The sequence below is a fragment of the Bilophila wadsworthia ATCC 49260 genome, assembly GCF_000701705.1.
Classification (GTDB): Bacteria; Desulfobacterota; Desulfovibrionia; order Desulfovibrionales; family Desulfovibrionaceae; genus Bilophila; species Bilophila wadsworthia.
Window position 1 is genome coordinate 1 of the sequence record NZ_JNJP01000083.1, and the last position, 15,157, is coordinate 15,157.

Below are 15,157 nucleotides of genomic sequence, written 5' to 3' on the forward strand. Positions count from 1 at the left end.
AACTTTTCTGAAGAAAAGCTTTTCCCTCCCCTCCCCAAACCCCACCCCTCTCCCTCCTAAGACGTTTGTGTTTATCGAATCCCTGTTTGCAGGGAGTGCGGGAACAGTGTTGAAGGAAGAAGGAAAACGGCATCAAGAGTGCTGAGGAAATACGTTTTTCCGAAGACGCGGATCAACAAGCGAACAGTGGCGGGAAAGCTTCGGTGTCCCCTCCCCATCAGTCGAAAGTCTTTGGGGAGGGGGCCGGGGGAGGAGCTTTCTGAAGAAAGGTCTCTCCCCCGGCGCTTTCTCCCCTTAAAAGGATGTGCGTATGAATATCAAGGTGCAAATGGGCATGGTGCTGAACTTGGACAAGTGCCTCGCGTGCCACACGTGCAGCATCCCGTGCAAGAACGCGTGGACCACGGCCCCCGGCACGGAATACATGTGGTTCAACAACGTGGAAACCAAGCCCGGCGTGGGCTATCCCAAAGAATGGGAAAATCAGGACCGTTACAAGGGCGGCTGGGAAATCAGGGACGGCAAGCTCCATCTGCGGGCGGGCGGCAAGACCGACAAGTTGGCAAATATTTTTGCGAACCCGGATCTGCCGGCCCTCGACGACTACTATGAGCCGTGGAAATACGATTATGAACGGCTGACAGACAGCCCGGCTTCGCGGCATCAGCCCGTGGCCCGTCCCTATTCGGCGGTCACGGGAAAGGCGTTCAACCCGCAGTGGGGCAGCAACTGGGAGGACGACCTCGGCGGCGCGCCCGTCACCGGGCTTTCCGACCGCAACTTCGCGGGGCTCGAAGCCAAGGCCTATCTTGATTTCAAGAACGTGTTCATGATGCACCTGCCGCGCCTGTGCGAGCACTGCCTGAATCCCGCGTGCGTGGCGTCCTGTCCGTCCGGGGCCATGTACAAGCGCGACGAAGACGGGATCGTGCTGGTGGACCAGTCCCGTTGCCGCGGGTGGCGCTACTGCGTATCGGGGTGCCCGTACAAGAAGGTGTACTTCAACTGGAAGACGCACCGTTCGGAAAAGTGTCTGTTCTGCTATCCGCGCATCGAAGCGGGCGAGCCGACCTTGTGTGCGCACAGCTGCGTGGGCCGCATCCGGTACGTGGGCGTCATGCTGTACGATGCCGACCGGGTGCGCGAGGCCGCCTCGCACCCCCAGCCGCAGGGCTTGTATCAGTCACAGCTTGAGGTGTTCCTCAATCCCAACGATCCCGCCGTCTGCCGCGAAGCCGAACGCAAGGGCATTTCGTGGCATGTCATGGAAGCGGCCCGGCGTTCTCCTATCCGCAAACTGGTGGTGGATTGGAAGTTGGCCCTGCCGCTGCATCCCGAATTTCGGACCTTGCCGATGGTGTGGTACGTGCCGCCGACCAGCCCGCTCGTCTCGGGCGGCGTCGAAGACGCCAAGGGACTTGACCGGATGCGGATCCCCGTCCGCTACCTCGCCAACCTGTTGGCGGCGGGCGATGAGGAGCCGGTGCGCTCGGCGCTTTCCCGTCTGCTCGCCATGCGCCGCCACATGCGGGACGGTCAATTCCAGTCCACGGCTTCCGCGCCGTTCCCGTCCCTGCGCGCGCATCCCGATACGTCGGGAGTATTGGCCGATGCCGGTCTGACGCCGGAACAGGCTGCCGAGATGTATCATCTTCTTGCCATTGCCCGCTATGAGGACCGGTTTGTGGTTCCGAGCTCGGGACGTGAAAACCGCGATGATGTCTGGGCCATGAAAGGCTCGGAAGGGCTGGCGCAGGGTGAAATGGAGGAAAGGCCATGAACGATTCCGATCGTCAGCTTCTGCTCGCCGTGTCGGGGCTGCTGCATTACCCCGAGGACGATTTTTTCGTTCAGGCGCGCTCGTTTGAGGAACTGTGCGATTTGCTGTCCGTGGTCCGGGCGTGCCCGCTGCGGGAGTTCATCCGGTCGGCCCGCTCGAAAGGCCTTTCCAGATTGCGCGAAGAGCACGTCGCCATTTTCGACATGGACAGCAAGTGCAGTCTGTCCCTTGCATGGCACCGCTACGGGGACGATCCCCGGCTTGGGCGCGCGCTGGCGGGCCTGAACGAATTGTACCGCGACGCGGGCTTTGAGCCCGTACAAGGCTTGCTGCCGGATTATCTGCCGCTGGTGCTCGAGTTCTTCGCGGCCGCGCCTGACTGGGCTCGGGTGGTGCTGCTCGACGGGTTCGGCAAGGAACTTATCGGCATTTATGCCGCGCTTGAGGCCCGGCATCCCGACAGTTCCTATGTCTCTCTGTTCCGGCCGATCGTCGCGGTTCTCGGCCTTGTCCCGGATCAACGCCTTCCCGCGAAGCGTTTGGAGCAAGTTTAGGTGGAGAGAGGGTATCGGGGGAAGAGGAGGAAACGTTTTTGAGCGTAGGGCTCGCCCGCGCGGTTTCCCTCTCTCCACCTTTTCTCCCCAAAGTTTCTGGCTGATGGGGGAATTGCGGAGGCTCGTTCCGGTTACAGCCGTTCCAATATATTTCGCAATATATTTGGATAGAGAGGAGTTGTAGAGTCATTTCCCATCGGTCGGAAAGCATTCCCTCCGGGCGGGTATGGGCGATGGTCCCATACGCCGGGAGGCATTCTTAAGGAGCTCATATGCACTTTTTCTTTGCGTACTATCCATACATCTGCATAACGTTGTTGCTGGCGGGGCTGGCGTTCCGGTACGTGACGGATCCGGGCGACTGGAACGCGCGTTCCAGCGAGATTTTTGAGAAGACATGGTTGCGCCGGGGATCAATCATTTTCCACTATGCGATCATCTTGTCTTTCTTTGGGCATATTGTGGGCCTGCTCACGCCCGATAGCGTAATGCACGCCCTGCGGATCTCCATGGAAGCCCATACCGTGGTTGCCGTGGGCATGGGTATGATTCTGGCTCCGCTGGTTGTGGTGGGCCTCGGCATCCTGCTGTGGCGGAGAATCACGAACGAGCATGTCTGGGCCACGACCGTTCCTATGGACGTGCTGGTGGTGCTGCTCATTCTGATCAACGGCTGTACCGGGTTTTATCAGGCGTATGTGGCGCATTTTCCGGTATTTGTGACCGTTGGACCGTGGCTGAGGAGCCTTGTCGTCTTCCGGCCTGATGTGGTTCTGATGGAAACGGTGCCGCTGTTCCTGCAAATCCATGTGGTGAGCGCGTTTACGTTGTTCGCGCTGATTCCGTTCAGCAGATTGGTGCACATCTTCAGCGTGCCGGTCACATACGCGCTGCGTCCGTTCCAGATCTATCGGAGGCGGTATGCCGGACTTTAAGAACACTGTCGGCGGGCGTTTTTTGACCATGCTGGAAGCGCAGGCCCCCGCCAACTTCGCAATGGTCATGTCCACGGGCATCGTGTCCGTGGCCCTGCACCTGCTGGATTATCCCATCGGCGCACGTCTGCTGTTTTGGCTCAACGCGGCGCTGTGCGTGGGGCTGGCGATCCTGTACATCATACGGCTGTTCGTGTTTCCGAAACGGTTCGTCCAAGATTTCAGGAGCCACGGCGCGGGGCCGGGCTTCCTGACGGTGGTGGCGGGCATATGCATTCTGGGCAACCAGTTTGTGCTGCTCGGCAAAGATCCGGCTATGGGCGAGGCGCTGTTCTGGATAGGGAGCGTCCTGTGGATCGTGATTTTGTGGGGCGTGTTCTACTTCGTGTTCTCCGACGAACCCAAGCCGCCGCTGGAAAAAGGCATTAACGGCGCGTGGCTGGTCGCCACCGTGAGCACGCAGGCCATTGTGATCCTCGGCTGTATCCTCATCGATCATATGCCGTGGGACAAGGAAATCGCCTTCTTTGCGTTCACGGCGCTGTTTCTGCTTGGATTCATGTTGTACTTGTTCGTGATCACGATGATTTTTTACCGGTTTGCGTTCAAGGAGCTGGAACCGGCGCAGCTCAGCCCGACCTACTGGATCAACGCCGGGGCCGTGGCGATTACGACGCTGGCGGGCGCGGAACTGTTGTCGCATCCGGGCGCATCGCCGCTGTTGATGGAGTTTTTTCCGTTCATCAAAGGGCTGACGCTCATGGCGTGGGCCACGGCGACCTTCTGGATCCCGATGCTTTTTCTGCTCGGGTTCTGGCGGCACAGCGTGAAGCAATACCCGGCGGCCTACACCCCGGAATACTGGGGCATGGTGTTCCCATTGGGGATGTACACCGCATGTACGGCCATGCTGGCGAAGTCCCTGAATCTGGAATTCCTGTTGCCGTTGCCGGAAGTCTTCGTGTACGTGGCGCTGGGGGCGTGGACGGTGGTTTTCTGTGGTATGGTCATCACAAGGCTGGTAATGCTCCTGAGGGGGGATTGCCCGACGGCATAGCCCCAATGGGGAGGCGCCGAACGAGGCGGTGGTCCTCCCTTTTCCATAAAAAAAGAATGTTAATTAGGAATTTCAACATGTAACATTAATGTTACACCAAAATATGTGGTGCAGACGGCAAAAGGTGTCTTCCCGAGATTACTGTTCCACGGAATTTCATATGTTGAATCACCAAAAAACTCCACCTTCCGATTCATGCCGGAAGGTGGAGTTTTTTGGTTTCTTCAGTCCGACTTCTTTGCCACAAATCGAATCTCGTCTCGATGTTCCGGGAGCCACCTGCACTTATGCAGGCACCACCACGACGTGATGATAAACCGACCATCCGCTTTCGCCTTTCTATCGGGATGAGCACCGGACAAATCACAATCAAGCGAGCAGAGCATCAACGCCTGATTACGTTCACCGTGTGGACAGCGAAACTTTTCCTCTAAACCGCCTACACGGCGGATAACACCGTGCGGAACTGCGCCAGCAGCATCCCCTTCTTCTAAACCGCCTACACGGCGGATAACGAGGCCGTATCCATGCTCAAGCTGCTCATACACTTCTAAACCGCCTACACGGCGGATAACTTCATCATTGGTATGTGCCGTTGCGCCTCATCCTTCTAAACCGCCTACACGGCGGATAACCGATGTTGCGGAACTCGCTCTTCATGCCGATCCTTCTAAACCGCCTACACGGCGGATAACGCATTTCGGATGCCGCTGCTCAATTCGGTCAACTTCTAAACCGCCTACACGGCGGATAACACTCACCTGGCAATCTATGAGGGTCGTTTATACTTCTAAACCGCCTACACGGCGGATAACTAGAGTTTTTGAAAACAATATACTTATTTTTCAGCAGACTGTATTTCAAATCCTTCTGAAGGTTTCGTTTTGGTGAGCTAGATGTAACACATTTATATCATGTGTTTTTTACACACAGGTTTTTCATGAAGTCAAAAAGAAAGTCCAAAACATCTTCCTCTTGGCAGTGCTCGATAAGGCGTTGCCGGAAATCTTTTTGTGTCTCTCCTTCTTTGGCACACTCGAAGGCCAGAGGCATGACATAACCATCCTTGACCACATCCGCGAGGTCAAATACCAGCGCGCCTCTTCGCGTCTTCCCGTGCAGGATGGGCATGGCGAAACTGATCCCAAGACCACAAAGCGCCACAGCGGCATATCCATACGCGATATAGTTGCCATGATCCAGAAAGCCGTTGCAGACATCCGCTTTTGAGGTTGAACGCCGCGCGCCTTCTTCGCGAACGAATGAAAATCCATGTCCTCGCGCCAGATCCGCATACAAACGTTTGGCCCAGCGTGCCTCCGCCAGCAAAAGCTCCTGAACATCTTTGGCCTGTTCCAGATCCGAATGGAAACGCTCCAGTACGGCATCGGACAGTACTATTCCCAGTTTTTGCAGGTAGCTGTTTTCCTGCCAGCACTCCGCCGTCATCTGCGCGCGCCGCCTGAGGAAGCAACGGGCTTTCTCCAGTCGGCGTGCGGGGTCAAACCACATTTCCGCCCATGCCTGCATATATTCCGTCGGGCGGTACTCGCTTTGCGGCGTCATAAAAGCGATGTCGCATACACTGAACAGCGGCGATCCTCCCGTTCCGCAAAAGCCCACCATCACGTTGGATGCCGCCATACGCCGCATAGCGGCATCCGTGATGGAAGTGCCTTTGCCCAGCAACAGGAATGCCGTGTTCCGTTCGGGAATGTTGAACATCTGCTCGAACTCACCCCCGTCCTGCGTCAGATAGACGATACGGTCATCCTGCTGCACTACCCGGGCATGTTCTAGATAAAAGACATTGGCCCGTTTGGAGAGTTGAAGCGGCCGTGGTTCGCTGTGCCTTTTCATGCCCACGGCAACTCCGGCAGGCTAAAGGGGCTGCTGGTCACACAAAACCCATAACCGTTGGGTGTGCATTCCTCCCGTTGCGGTTCTCCTTGTTCACGGTTCACCACCAGTGAGAACCGCTGTCCCGTTCCTGCGCTGCGCAGTATGAAATACGTCATTTTGGCTTTGCGGGCGGTTTCCATGCGTCGTCTTCTCAACAGTCCTTGTTCCTCGCCTTCATGACGATCCGATGATAGAGAGGGCACTCTGTATCTGACGAAACGTACCCACTCACCGCAAAAGTCGGCAGGGACAGCCCGTGGATAGGACAACCGGGCGTAATCGCGGAACCACGGCTGTGAAATCACGTTTTCCGCCAGCCAGTCCATGTCTTCACGGGAGGAAGCGAAAACGCGCAACGCCCCCGTCAAGGGGGGAGGCAATACGGCCAGTTGTTCCCTCCCGGGGAAAGCGACGGCAAATGCTCCGGGGCGCTGGGTGAATATGCCGTGCAGCAAGCTCAACATTCGGTTCCGCAGCACCGGCCCGCTTGCGCCCGTATCGCCTCCCACGATCAGCGGCAGGGCATCACAATACCATTGGGGCCTCATGATCATTCACTCCCCGAAAAGACGCCGCCACGGATAATGCAGGCCAGCAGGAACAGCCCATCGGGCGTCATGGGGTCCAGCTCGCTCACGCGGAGCATCAACTTGAAGCCGGATGCATCGCCCTTGTTGCGGAAGAATTCCTGTGCATCGAGGCTTGCGCCGTTGGGCTCCACGGGCAGCGGCACACGGCGCTCCCCATAGGCCGGATACCATGTATCGATGGTTCGCAGGGCATTGCCGATCTTCTGGTCACGCAAGGCCGCCTGTCCCATGATGCGTACGCTGTGCTGATCCTGTCCATCCGGCGCGCCTCCCACGCAATACAGGGGGCGGGCAAAACCGCGTGTTTTATTCTTATTCTCAAGGTAGTTTTGCGAAGGGAAGACTTCAACGGCCCCACCGACTCCCAGATCGACGTGGGCCGTCACCCGCAATTCTGTTGCCGGATCGCCTTTCCAGCCGCACGCCAGCACTTCGGTCACAGCACGCTCGTCATCGCTTACCTCTTCAAAATGATTGAAGGGAGTCGCCAGCGCGTCGAACATTTTTTTCGTACCGTCGGGCAAGAGCACCTCAACCGTAGCGGAACTTGCCACTGTGCGGTTACGCCACAAAAAACGTCCGTTGGCGATGTTGCGCACATAGCGGCAGGCCAGATGAACCAGCGCCTCACTCTCCTTGGCCCGGTCGACAAACGCCGCCAGATCGGCTTTGAAGGCGTTCAGGTCATCTATGGAGTCTTTCTGTCCCGGAGCGCAGGCGAACAACGCTTTTTTGATATCCATGCCGCGCAGGTTGAAACGCACTTGCAGGGCCGACGCATTGGCGTCGAGTTTGGCGCTGTCCGTCGTCTGGATATTGGATACTTCTTCCCGTTTGGCGCTGGCGGAAGCCGCTTGTCCTTCTTTGCTGGCTTTGTTGATGTTCTGCGTTCCACGGATGCCGTGTCTTATCACCCACAGAGGGCTCAGGTTCCCATTGTCCAATTCGTTGTAAAAGAGGCCATCCGTCACCAGAAGGCAGCGCTGAAACGACAGTACGCCCGGAAGTTTATTCAATTTTTTTGCCATGATATTTGTCTCCTTACATATCCTCAGGTTCCGCTTGTTCTTGCCGCAGCACAAATGCACCCCGCCGATCATCCAGCCACACGGGACGCCAGAAAGCCTTTTCCGCATCCGCTTCCTTCCGCCACTGGCGCAAGGAACGGTATTGCACCATGCCGATCAGAGGCTCGGCAAAGGCATGTATATAGCCGCAGCGCGCTCCGCTGCGGTGCTCGAAAGGTGTGATCGCCGCGTAGCCGAGGCAGGCTGCGGACAGCCATGTGTTGTCCTCTCCAGCCGCAGGCTGCGCTCCCAGCGCTTCCACCAGAAGTTCGGCCTGATTCTTGCCCCGGTTTTCGAGCATATCCCTCCTGTCCTTGACGACATACCCGTTTCCGATGCGATCGAACGCGGCCTCCAGAGAGTCTTCGAGGACGATTTCGCCGTGCCCCGTCACGAGGCCGCCGGAAAGCCGCGCCCGGTGCAGGAACTCACGGGCTTCCATCATACCCGCCACCTGCTCCAGCTCCCAGATAATGCTCACGCGCAGATGGGCGCAGGCCACGGGCTGCAAGGAAAGGGCGTGCGGGTTCTTCGAGGAATAGTCGCTGCCCGGAGGGGGGGTCTTACTGGCAAAAAATGCTTGCTTATTAAATGTGAACGCGGCGGCTCGCCGTTGCTGTGGCGAAAAGACGCCGTTAAAAGATTGCCCCAGCGCCTCACGGTTATGGTGGATCAGAGCCATGCCCGTCACTTTAGCCCCTCCACCCAGATGAAAGCAGAGCGCTTCTCCTAGGCCGTAGGCAGCGAAGACCGGCGGCCCGCCCATCAGGAAAGATGCGGAAAGCATGTTGGCGGCCTGAACCCGCACGCGGGGAAAGACAAGATAGCTCATCGAAACTCCTCCTCCAAAAGCCCCGCAACCGTCGCGGTTGCCGTCACATCCAGAACCATCACTCGGTTTCCGTTGGCATATGAGGCATGTTCCATGCCGCCGATCACCAGCCACGCCATATCGCGGGGCCATGTACCGTCACGTAAGGCGGGATCAAGCAAGCCGCGCATCGCAATCGGCCTCAACTCCGGCGAGACCAGCGCCTCGGTTCCTGTTTCAGGATTCTGTTCCTGCGGGAGCATAACGGCATAATCCCGTAGCATTTCCCGTGCCTCGTCAGCCTGTTGCAGGACAGCGGCGGCGATGTTCCCCAGAAGGGCTTCCTCTTCCTCCCGCGCTTTCAAATCGGTTCGCCTGGGCGTGGCGGACTCTCCATTGTCCAATCCACACCGCCGCCGAAAGTCCGCGTAGGCGAGCAGGGCTTGCCGCAGAGGGCCGGACGAGGAGAAATCGAGGGAAATCCCCTTGTAATAGAGGGAGAAGGCGGTTCGCAAGTCATCAGCGCTGCATGGCGCATCCACAAAGAGCGGGCGCTGCATGACCTGTACAAGCCCACCCACGTTCTGGGGATTGGAGCCGCCGATGCCGAACTGCGCCTGCCGTAGCTTGCGCATCTTCATGCGGGGGGCGTTTCCCGCATCCTCTCCGTTTTCGGGCTTTCCGATGCGTTTTCCTTCCTCTTCACACGCGACATTATGGCGGGGCACCAGCCCGTTGTCCTTTTCGAAGAGCAGTTCGGATATCCCGCCCGCTGTCATGGGCGTCATGGACACATAACCACCTTCAGCGCCTTCTTTGGGAATCAGGATCTGGCGCAAACGGTGATCCACATGCTCAACGCCGACGCTGAAAGCCGAGGAGCACGCCCCGGTCATGGCGTCCTCGATGGCGCGGCGTTCTTCTGACGATGCGGCTTCCGCAAAGGGATTGCCCCGTACCACGGCATTCACCTGTTTGCAGATGCCCGCCACCGCCGCGCCGCCCTTGCCGTAGTCCAGCGAAAGGGACACCCCCCGCGCCATCAGCGTACGGGCCGAGACATAAGGGGCATCCAGAGCATCGTCCGAAGCGAGGCGCACCCCCGCGAGGGCCGCGTTGGAGTTGACCGTTTTCGAGCTGAAATGAACAAGTTCCGCGATTGTGTTGCGATAGGTTTCTGGTGGATAGGCTTTCCACAGTTTTTCATTCTTGGCTTGGCGTTCCTGCTGTCCGCCGTCCGCCTCCATGTTCGCTTCATCCATCCTTTCTCTCCTTGTCATTCCGCCGCCGGACGGCGGACAATGCCGAACCCCTTGTCATATTCCCATCTGTCGGTATCGCTGTATGAAACCAGTTCGGCCGAGAGCGCACGTTCTTCGTCCACCCCGACAGCTTCGCATTGGGCGCGCATGGTTTCGGCATCCAGCCACAGCCATGCGTTGGGCAGGGCATCGACTTCACGGAAGGAACGCTCGTCGCGCTCCACCCACTGTCCGCCAGAGCCACGCCGTTCTCCCTGATATACAAATGCCTCGTAACTATCGCCAAGGCGTTCGGCGTCACGTCCCAAGCGCCACGTTTCCGTTCTTCCCATACGATTGCGCAACGGTGTCTCGTTGTAAACCCATTCGGAAAGCAGGGCGGCCGGCGAATGCTCCGCAACGAAAGAGTATTCGCCGGTCTCTGGCCCAAAATACGGAAACAGCCGTTTTGCAATGGCCTTGTCGTCGCGTCTGGCAAGGCGGCAATCCTCGCCAAGGCGTACGTCCGCCGTTATGACAAGCCGCCCTTCGCGCCACGGCAGGATTTGGGCCAGATCATGGATGGAGTACCTTTCCTTGTCTTTCCCTTCATAGCCGGGCCAACAAAACGCGGGCGCGCGCGGTTCGCCCCTATCGCTGTTGCGGCAATGCCGCCAGTTGAACTGCGGCACGGCAATGTTGGGAGCATCCCCGCAAGGGCGCAGGCGGTGACGGTTGACCCGGCCGGCGGCCTGCACCAGCGATTGGGCGCTGGACACGTCCAGTACGGCCCAGTCGAAGTCGTGATCCCGCCCCACCTCTTCCACCGGAGTGGCAACCACGATGAAAGGCACGTCTGGGCGCTCTTCGTGCGCGGCTTCATCCAGAAAGGCGCGGATCTCGTGGTCAGCCACGATATGCCTGTCGCCTTCCGCACGTGAAAGCAGAAAATCCAGCCTCTTTTCCTTGTGGAAGCGGGCGATGTGCCAGTCGTTCGCATGATAGCAAGCAACACGCGCCTGTGGCAGTTCTTTCGCCAGATGCCGGGCCACGTCCACGGCTGTTGCGATATTCGCCACGCGTACCAAGCCAAAGGAGTACGCCACGCCGGAGCGGGCATCCGTCAGGGCGTGGCGGGCGTGCAGTTTTTGAACTCCCGCGGTCACGGCACCCATCCATGTGCTGACGCTTTCTTCAGCCATCGGGAGCAGTTCGGCATGGCGGTACACGGGTAAGGCGGCTATGGCCTCCAACTGTGCGGACACCCGGCTGTCGTACAGTGCAAGCAGGGCCGCAGCCCTTTCCGCTCGGCCTTTTTCCGGCACATGGGGTACGGCTTTTATGAGCGGCGGCAGGGCGTCATCAATGAACGCCAGCACATACAGCGTCTTTGCCTCGGAACGGGGCTTTTCCTCGTCAGTGCAAGCGCTCTTGCCATGCCGCAATGCGCACGCCATTTCCGCGCCGGAAGCATAGGCCGCTTCCACGGCCTGCGCTACGGGGCGGGACAGTGTGGCTGAGGAACAGATGACGTTGCGCCCGAAAAACGCGCACCATTGGACAAGGCGCAGTACGGCGACAAGGGATTCGGGGTCATAGGAATCGATTTCGTCGAGGACAAGATCGGCACTCATGAGGCGCAGCAGAGCTTTGACGTGATGCCCTTGCCGATGTGGTTCTCCGGCGGCGATCAGGTAGTCGATGGTGGAAACCAGCAGAGGAGCGCCAACGATGCGCCGCTCCTGCGGTTTGGGGAAGAAGGATTCCAGCCATGCGGGCAATGGCCAGTTTCCGCCGGAGGTCAGCGCTTCCGTTTCCGCAGGATTGCCGTCATCGTCTGACCACGGGGCGGCAATGTTTTCTTTCTCTTTGATGTTGGAAGCATTGAACAGTTTCCGCGTCACGTCATCGCCGATAACCGTAGCGAGATCGCTGTCGGAAAGGCCAAGCTGGCATTGCAGGGCCCGCCCCGTTTGTAATGTAAGGCTACGCAGGTTCAAGGCGATGGAAAACCGGGGAGCGACGCTGCGGGAGAGAACGCAGGCAGCGCGCACGTTCATGCGTGTCTTGCCGCTGCCGGTTCCCGCCATGTTGAAAACAAGGGCACCGCTTGTGGGGTACGCCTCCCGCGCTTCGGCCAGCGCATCAGCCGCCGTATTTTGCCATGCGAAACGGCTTTCCGGATCCGCCGGGCGCAAAACGGCCTCCAGCGAGCAGGGTTGTAGGCCCGTCAGGGATGCTTCGGGACGCTCCACAAGGTTCGCCATGCGCCAAACCAGATCCGCCGCTTTTTCCGAAACGCGGGACAAATGCTCGGCGAGGCGTTGATTCAAGCGGCGTCCATCGGGTGCGACATGCGTGTTGGCGAAGGCGGGGGAAGTATCTTTGTTTGGCGGGCACTCCAGCGCCGATACCGTGTGATCCGCAAAGACAAGAGCCGCGCGTGCATACAGGAAAACGGATCTCCAGTATGGAATCCACGCTTCACCCGCCATGCCCACAGCCGCTGCGGAAAGGCGTTTGTCCAGCCGTTGCGCGAGTTCCCCAAAGGAACCTTCAGGTTCGGACCACGGGGTGAAAAGCGCGTCATCAGGCGGGCAGGGCAGGTTTTCCCGTACGAGCCTGCCTTCCGGGCAGGGCAGACGAGAGGAGAACAGGCCATGATGTGTGGAAACAAGCGCATCCACGCATTCCTGTGCCGAAGCAAGTCCATAGCGCGAGGCGTTGCAAATCTCCCGTTCTCCTATGAACATTTCGAGGCGTTTTGTATACACGTTCGCCCATGCCGTCTTCCAGTCCATGCCGGATCGCACCGCCTGCCATAACTTGAGCGAAATCCATTCATGCCGCACGGCATCGGCCAACTCCGCTTTCCCTCGCAGCTTTTCCTGGAACTTCAGAGAATATTTGCCCAAGTCATGCAGCAGGCCCGCCAAGCGCGCCGCTAACCCGGCATAGCGAACCCACTCGGACACACGCACAGGAGTGGTAATCCGGCGATACCCTGCTGGAAAATGGCCTTCAGGCCCGAAACGTCCCCGTGCGCCCACTATCCAGAGTAACTTCATACGGCGGCGACCATCGTTCTGGTAGCAGGCCACGGAAGTCTGTCGTGTAGCGCTTCGGGCTAAAGCGGCGCGCACTTCCTGCAACCCTTCAGTCGTCATAGGCGACATCCAGCAACGTTCCCCTGCGCGCAGGGCGTAGCTGTCCAGTATGGCGCGGCTGCGGGGAATAGCCCGTTTCTGGCAAGCGGAAATGAAGATGACGTGCATAGAAGAAAAGGTATCGGTTTATACAGATGAGAGCAATATGACACGGGGAACAGCATCTCATCTTTTTTGTAGCTTCCTTTTGGCTTCAAAAAAAGTTGTTCGGAAAAACCTTTTGGAATAAAGTAGTTAAAAAGAAGCGATGCGGACGAAGCTATTGGAGGTGCCAAGATGTAATCCTTTGAAAGATAAAGATATTGTCTCGTATCGCTCTAGTTGTCCGCCGTGTAGGCGGTTTAGAAGATCAGGACCACCTGTAATGAAATCCTCAAAACGTTGTCCGCCGTGTAGGCGGTTTAGAAGTCCCCGCGGCTACTCCACGGCTTGGGGCTCTAGTTGTCCGCCGTGTAGGCGGTTTAGAAGGGCTCATCGAAGAATCTTTTATCATGAGGTTCCCCTTCCTTACTCGCCGCCGATGGAACGGGCGCAACGGTCGTTCTCGTAACTCGCCGTTATGAAGCTGACCCCGCCCCACGTGAAGACTCCGGCGTTCTGCCGGGCGTCGACTACCCCGCGACCCTTACCCCCGCCGTGGGCCTGTAGGAGGTGCATCATGTCACAGTGTGAACTCATGCCCATGCCCGCGCCTTTGGTCGTCTTACACGACGGACGCCCCACCACCTCTCTGGAGATCGCCAAGTTTTTCAAGAAGCGTCACGATGTTGTATTGCGGGATGTTCGTAATATTATGGATAACTGACCGGAACCGTTTAGCCACCACAATTTTGTGGGGCTAACTATATTGATGATCAAGCCAAGAATCGCCCCATGTTCATCATCTTCAAGGACGGCTTCACTCTCTTGGTGATGGGCTATACAGGCCCCGAGGCTATGCGCTTCAAGCTGGCCAACATCGAAGCCTTCAACGCGCTGGAGGCCGAGTTGCAGCGCCAGCGGGAAGGGGCCTTGCCGCCCGCCGACGCCCTCGCCCCGTCGCAACAGGCGCAACTCAAGGCACTGGTCGACGCCAAGGTCGGCATGTTGCCGAAGGAGCACCAGCGCAAGGGCTACGGCGAAGTGTGGAGCCACTTCGCCCGGCACTTCGAGATCGGCAAGTACACGCAACTGCCGCCGGAGAGGATGGCCGAGGCCGTGGAGTATTTGATCGAGCTGGAGCTCAAGATAGCGGACCCCGCCCTGCCCGATATGAGGAGCTTGCCGCGCTTCGCAAGTTATGACCGATACGCGGCGAGCATTGAGGCGGCCTATACCATTCTTTCGAGGCTAAACGCACTTGATGTACAGTTCTCACAGGCGCGTCTCGGCACCCACCCCCTGCGCGACGGAAATTGCTCACGGTTTTATGACGCCGTGATGCGCGAAGTGCGTATTTCTGCCACAATGGTGGATGCGGCGCGCAATGCGCTCAACAACGCTATCGAGCTTCGCCAGATAGCGGAAACGGTGTGTTAGCCATGCCCCCGATCACCCGCCTCGAAATCTGGATGTGCGGCTATGTGCTCGGCATCGTGACGATGCTCATCAGGGAAATGGGAATGTAGACGGATGGCCCCCGGAAACGGGGGCTTTTACATAAGGGGCACGGAATGTTGGAACAGGAAAAGCCACGCCGGACGATTGCGGAGCGCATCAGGAAGAAGGAACCGAAGCCGAAGAAGGCGAAGACGCCGAAGAAACGGGAAAGCTACCGGGTGGAGGCCGAACCGGGGGAATCGCGGATCATGCAGTGCCCGCGCCCCATGCTGGTGACGGCCCCGGCATGGCTGGCGGAATGGTTCAGGTAACAGACAAGGCCGGGGTGGATCCCCCGGCTTCTCATCGGAGTGAGTTATGGAAATGAAAGCCTTGTCAGTGCGCCGGCCGTTCGCGTCGCAGATCGTCATCGGGGAAAAGACCATCGAATGGAGGTCAAAACCGTTCAACTGGCGCGGCCCTCTGGTCATCTGTGCCTCGAAAAGCGCGATCATCGAACTGGACAACGGGAAAC

13 protein-coding genes, 1 pseudogene and 1 CRISPR repeat array are annotated in these 15,157 nt (G+C 58.4%); of the genes and pseudogenes, 7 read left to right on the forward strand and 7 right to left on the reverse strand.

Annotation, left to right across the window (positions count from 1 at the left end; all coding sequences use genetic code 11):
- Positions 1-310: 310 nt before the first annotated feature.
- The 4 genes from narH to T370_RS0118110 all read left to right on the forward strand — a co-directional run bounded on the left by narH (position 311) and on the right by T370_RS0118110 (position 4,326).
- Positions 311-1,780: a nitrate reductase subunit beta gene (gene narH / locus T370_RS0118095; protein WP_029436581.1), complete on the forward strand. Its 1,470-nt coding sequence runs from the start codon at positions 311-313 to the stop codon at positions 1,778-1,780.
- Positions 1,777-2,334 carry a nitrate reductase molybdenum cofactor assembly chaperone gene (gene narJ, locus T370_RS0118100; protein ID WP_005024331.1) on the forward strand — a complete coding sequence of 186 codons (558 nt, stop codon included), beginning with the start codon at positions 1,777-1,779 and terminating at the stop codon, positions 2,332-2,334. Before narH ends, narJ begins: the two co-directional genes overlap by 4 nt.
- Before the next feature lie 272 nt (positions 2,335-2,606).
- Complete coding sequence (gene narI / locus T370_RS0118105) at positions 2,607-3,269, forward strand: respiratory nitrate reductase subunit gamma (protein ID WP_029436582.1); 663 nt, start codon at positions 2,607-2,609, stop codon at positions 3,267-3,269.
- The gene (locus T370_RS0118110; protein WP_029436583.1) at positions 3,256-4,326 is read left to right on the forward strand and encodes a tellurite resistance/C4-dicarboxylate transporter family protein; all 1,071 of its coding nucleotides are present in this window, start codon (positions 3,256-3,258) and stop codon (positions 4,324-4,326) included. Before narI ends, T370_RS0118110 begins: the two co-directional genes overlap by 14 nt.
- A gap of 427 nt (positions 4,327-4,753) precedes the next feature.
- Positions 4,754-5,141: direct repeats of the CRISPR family, unit length 28 nt; unit sequence CTTCTAAACCGCCTACACGGCGGATAAC.
- A 97-nt stretch (positions 5,142-5,238) separates the two neighbouring features.
- Here T370_RS0118110 and cas1f read toward each other — a convergent pair.
- From cas1f to T370_RS25225, 7 genes are all read right to left on the reverse strand, one after another.
- Positions 5,239-6,186, reverse strand: a complete 948-nt coding sequence (gene cas1f, locus T370_RS0118115; protein ID WP_029436584.1) for a type I-F CRISPR-associated endonuclease Cas1f — start codon at positions 6,184-6,186, stop codon at positions 5,239-5,241.
- The gene (locus T370_RS0118120) at positions 6,183-6,782 is read right to left on the reverse strand and encodes a type I-F CRISPR-associated endoribonuclease Cas6/Csy4 (RefSeq protein WP_336311347.1); all 600 of its coding nucleotides are present in this window, start codon (positions 6,780-6,782) and stop codon (positions 6,183-6,185) included. Before T370_RS0118120 ends, cas1f begins: the two co-directional genes overlap by 4 nt.
- On the reverse strand, positions 6,779-7,846 hold the full coding sequence (gene csy3, locus T370_RS0118125; protein WP_029436586.1) for a type I-F CRISPR-associated protein Csy3: 1,068 nt from the start codon (positions 7,844-7,846) through the stop codon (positions 6,779-6,781). Before csy3 ends, T370_RS0118120 begins: the two co-directional genes overlap by 4 nt.
- 13 nt (positions 7,847-7,859) lie before the next feature.
- A complete protein-coding gene (locus tag T370_RS0118130) occupies positions 7,860-8,717 on the reverse strand; it encodes a type I-F CRISPR-associated protein Csy2 (RefSeq protein WP_029436587.1) in 858 nt (285 codons plus the stop codon).
- Entirely contained in the window at positions 8,714-9,958 is a 1,245-nt protein-coding gene (locus tag T370_RS0118135) for a hypothetical protein (protein WP_029436588.1), read from the reverse strand. The genes T370_RS0118130 and T370_RS0118135 overlap by 4 nt, the downstream gene beginning before the upstream one ends.
- A gap of 14 nt (positions 9,959-9,972) precedes the next feature.
- Positions 9,973-13,212, reverse strand: coding sequence for a P-loop NTPase family protein (locus T370_RS0118140; protein WP_029436589.1), 3,240 nt, complete (start codon positions 13,210-13,212; stop codon positions 9,973-9,975).
- Positions 13,213-13,611: 399 nt separating this feature from the next.
- On the reverse strand, positions 13,612-13,764 hold the full coding sequence (locus T370_RS25225; protein WP_156034468.1) for a hypothetical protein: 153 nt from the start codon (positions 13,762-13,764) through the stop codon (positions 13,612-13,614).
- Here T370_RS25225 and T370_RS25230 point away from each other — a divergent pair.
- The 3 genes and pseudogenes from T370_RS25230 to T370_RS0118165 all read left to right on the forward strand — a co-directional run bounded on the left by T370_RS25230 (position 13,763) and on the right by T370_RS0118165 (position 14,954).
- Entirely contained in the window at positions 13,763-13,909 is a 147-nt protein-coding gene (locus T370_RS25230; RefSeq protein WP_156034469.1) for a Rha family transcriptional regulator, read from the forward strand. The genes T370_RS25225 and T370_RS25230 overlap by 2 nt on opposite strands.
- A gap of 35 nt (positions 13,910-13,944) precedes the next feature.
- Positions 13,945-14,622, forward strand: a pseudogene (locus T370_RS0118155) (Rha family transcriptional regulator); the annotation flags it as partial.
- Positions 14,623-14,756: 134 nt separating this feature from the next.
- Positions 14,757-14,954 (forward strand): hypothetical protein, encoded by a 198-nt coding sequence (locus T370_RS0118165; protein WP_029436591.1) that lies wholly within the window; start codon positions 14,757-14,759, stop codon positions 14,952-14,954.
- Positions 14,955-15,157 lie beyond the last annotated feature (203 nt).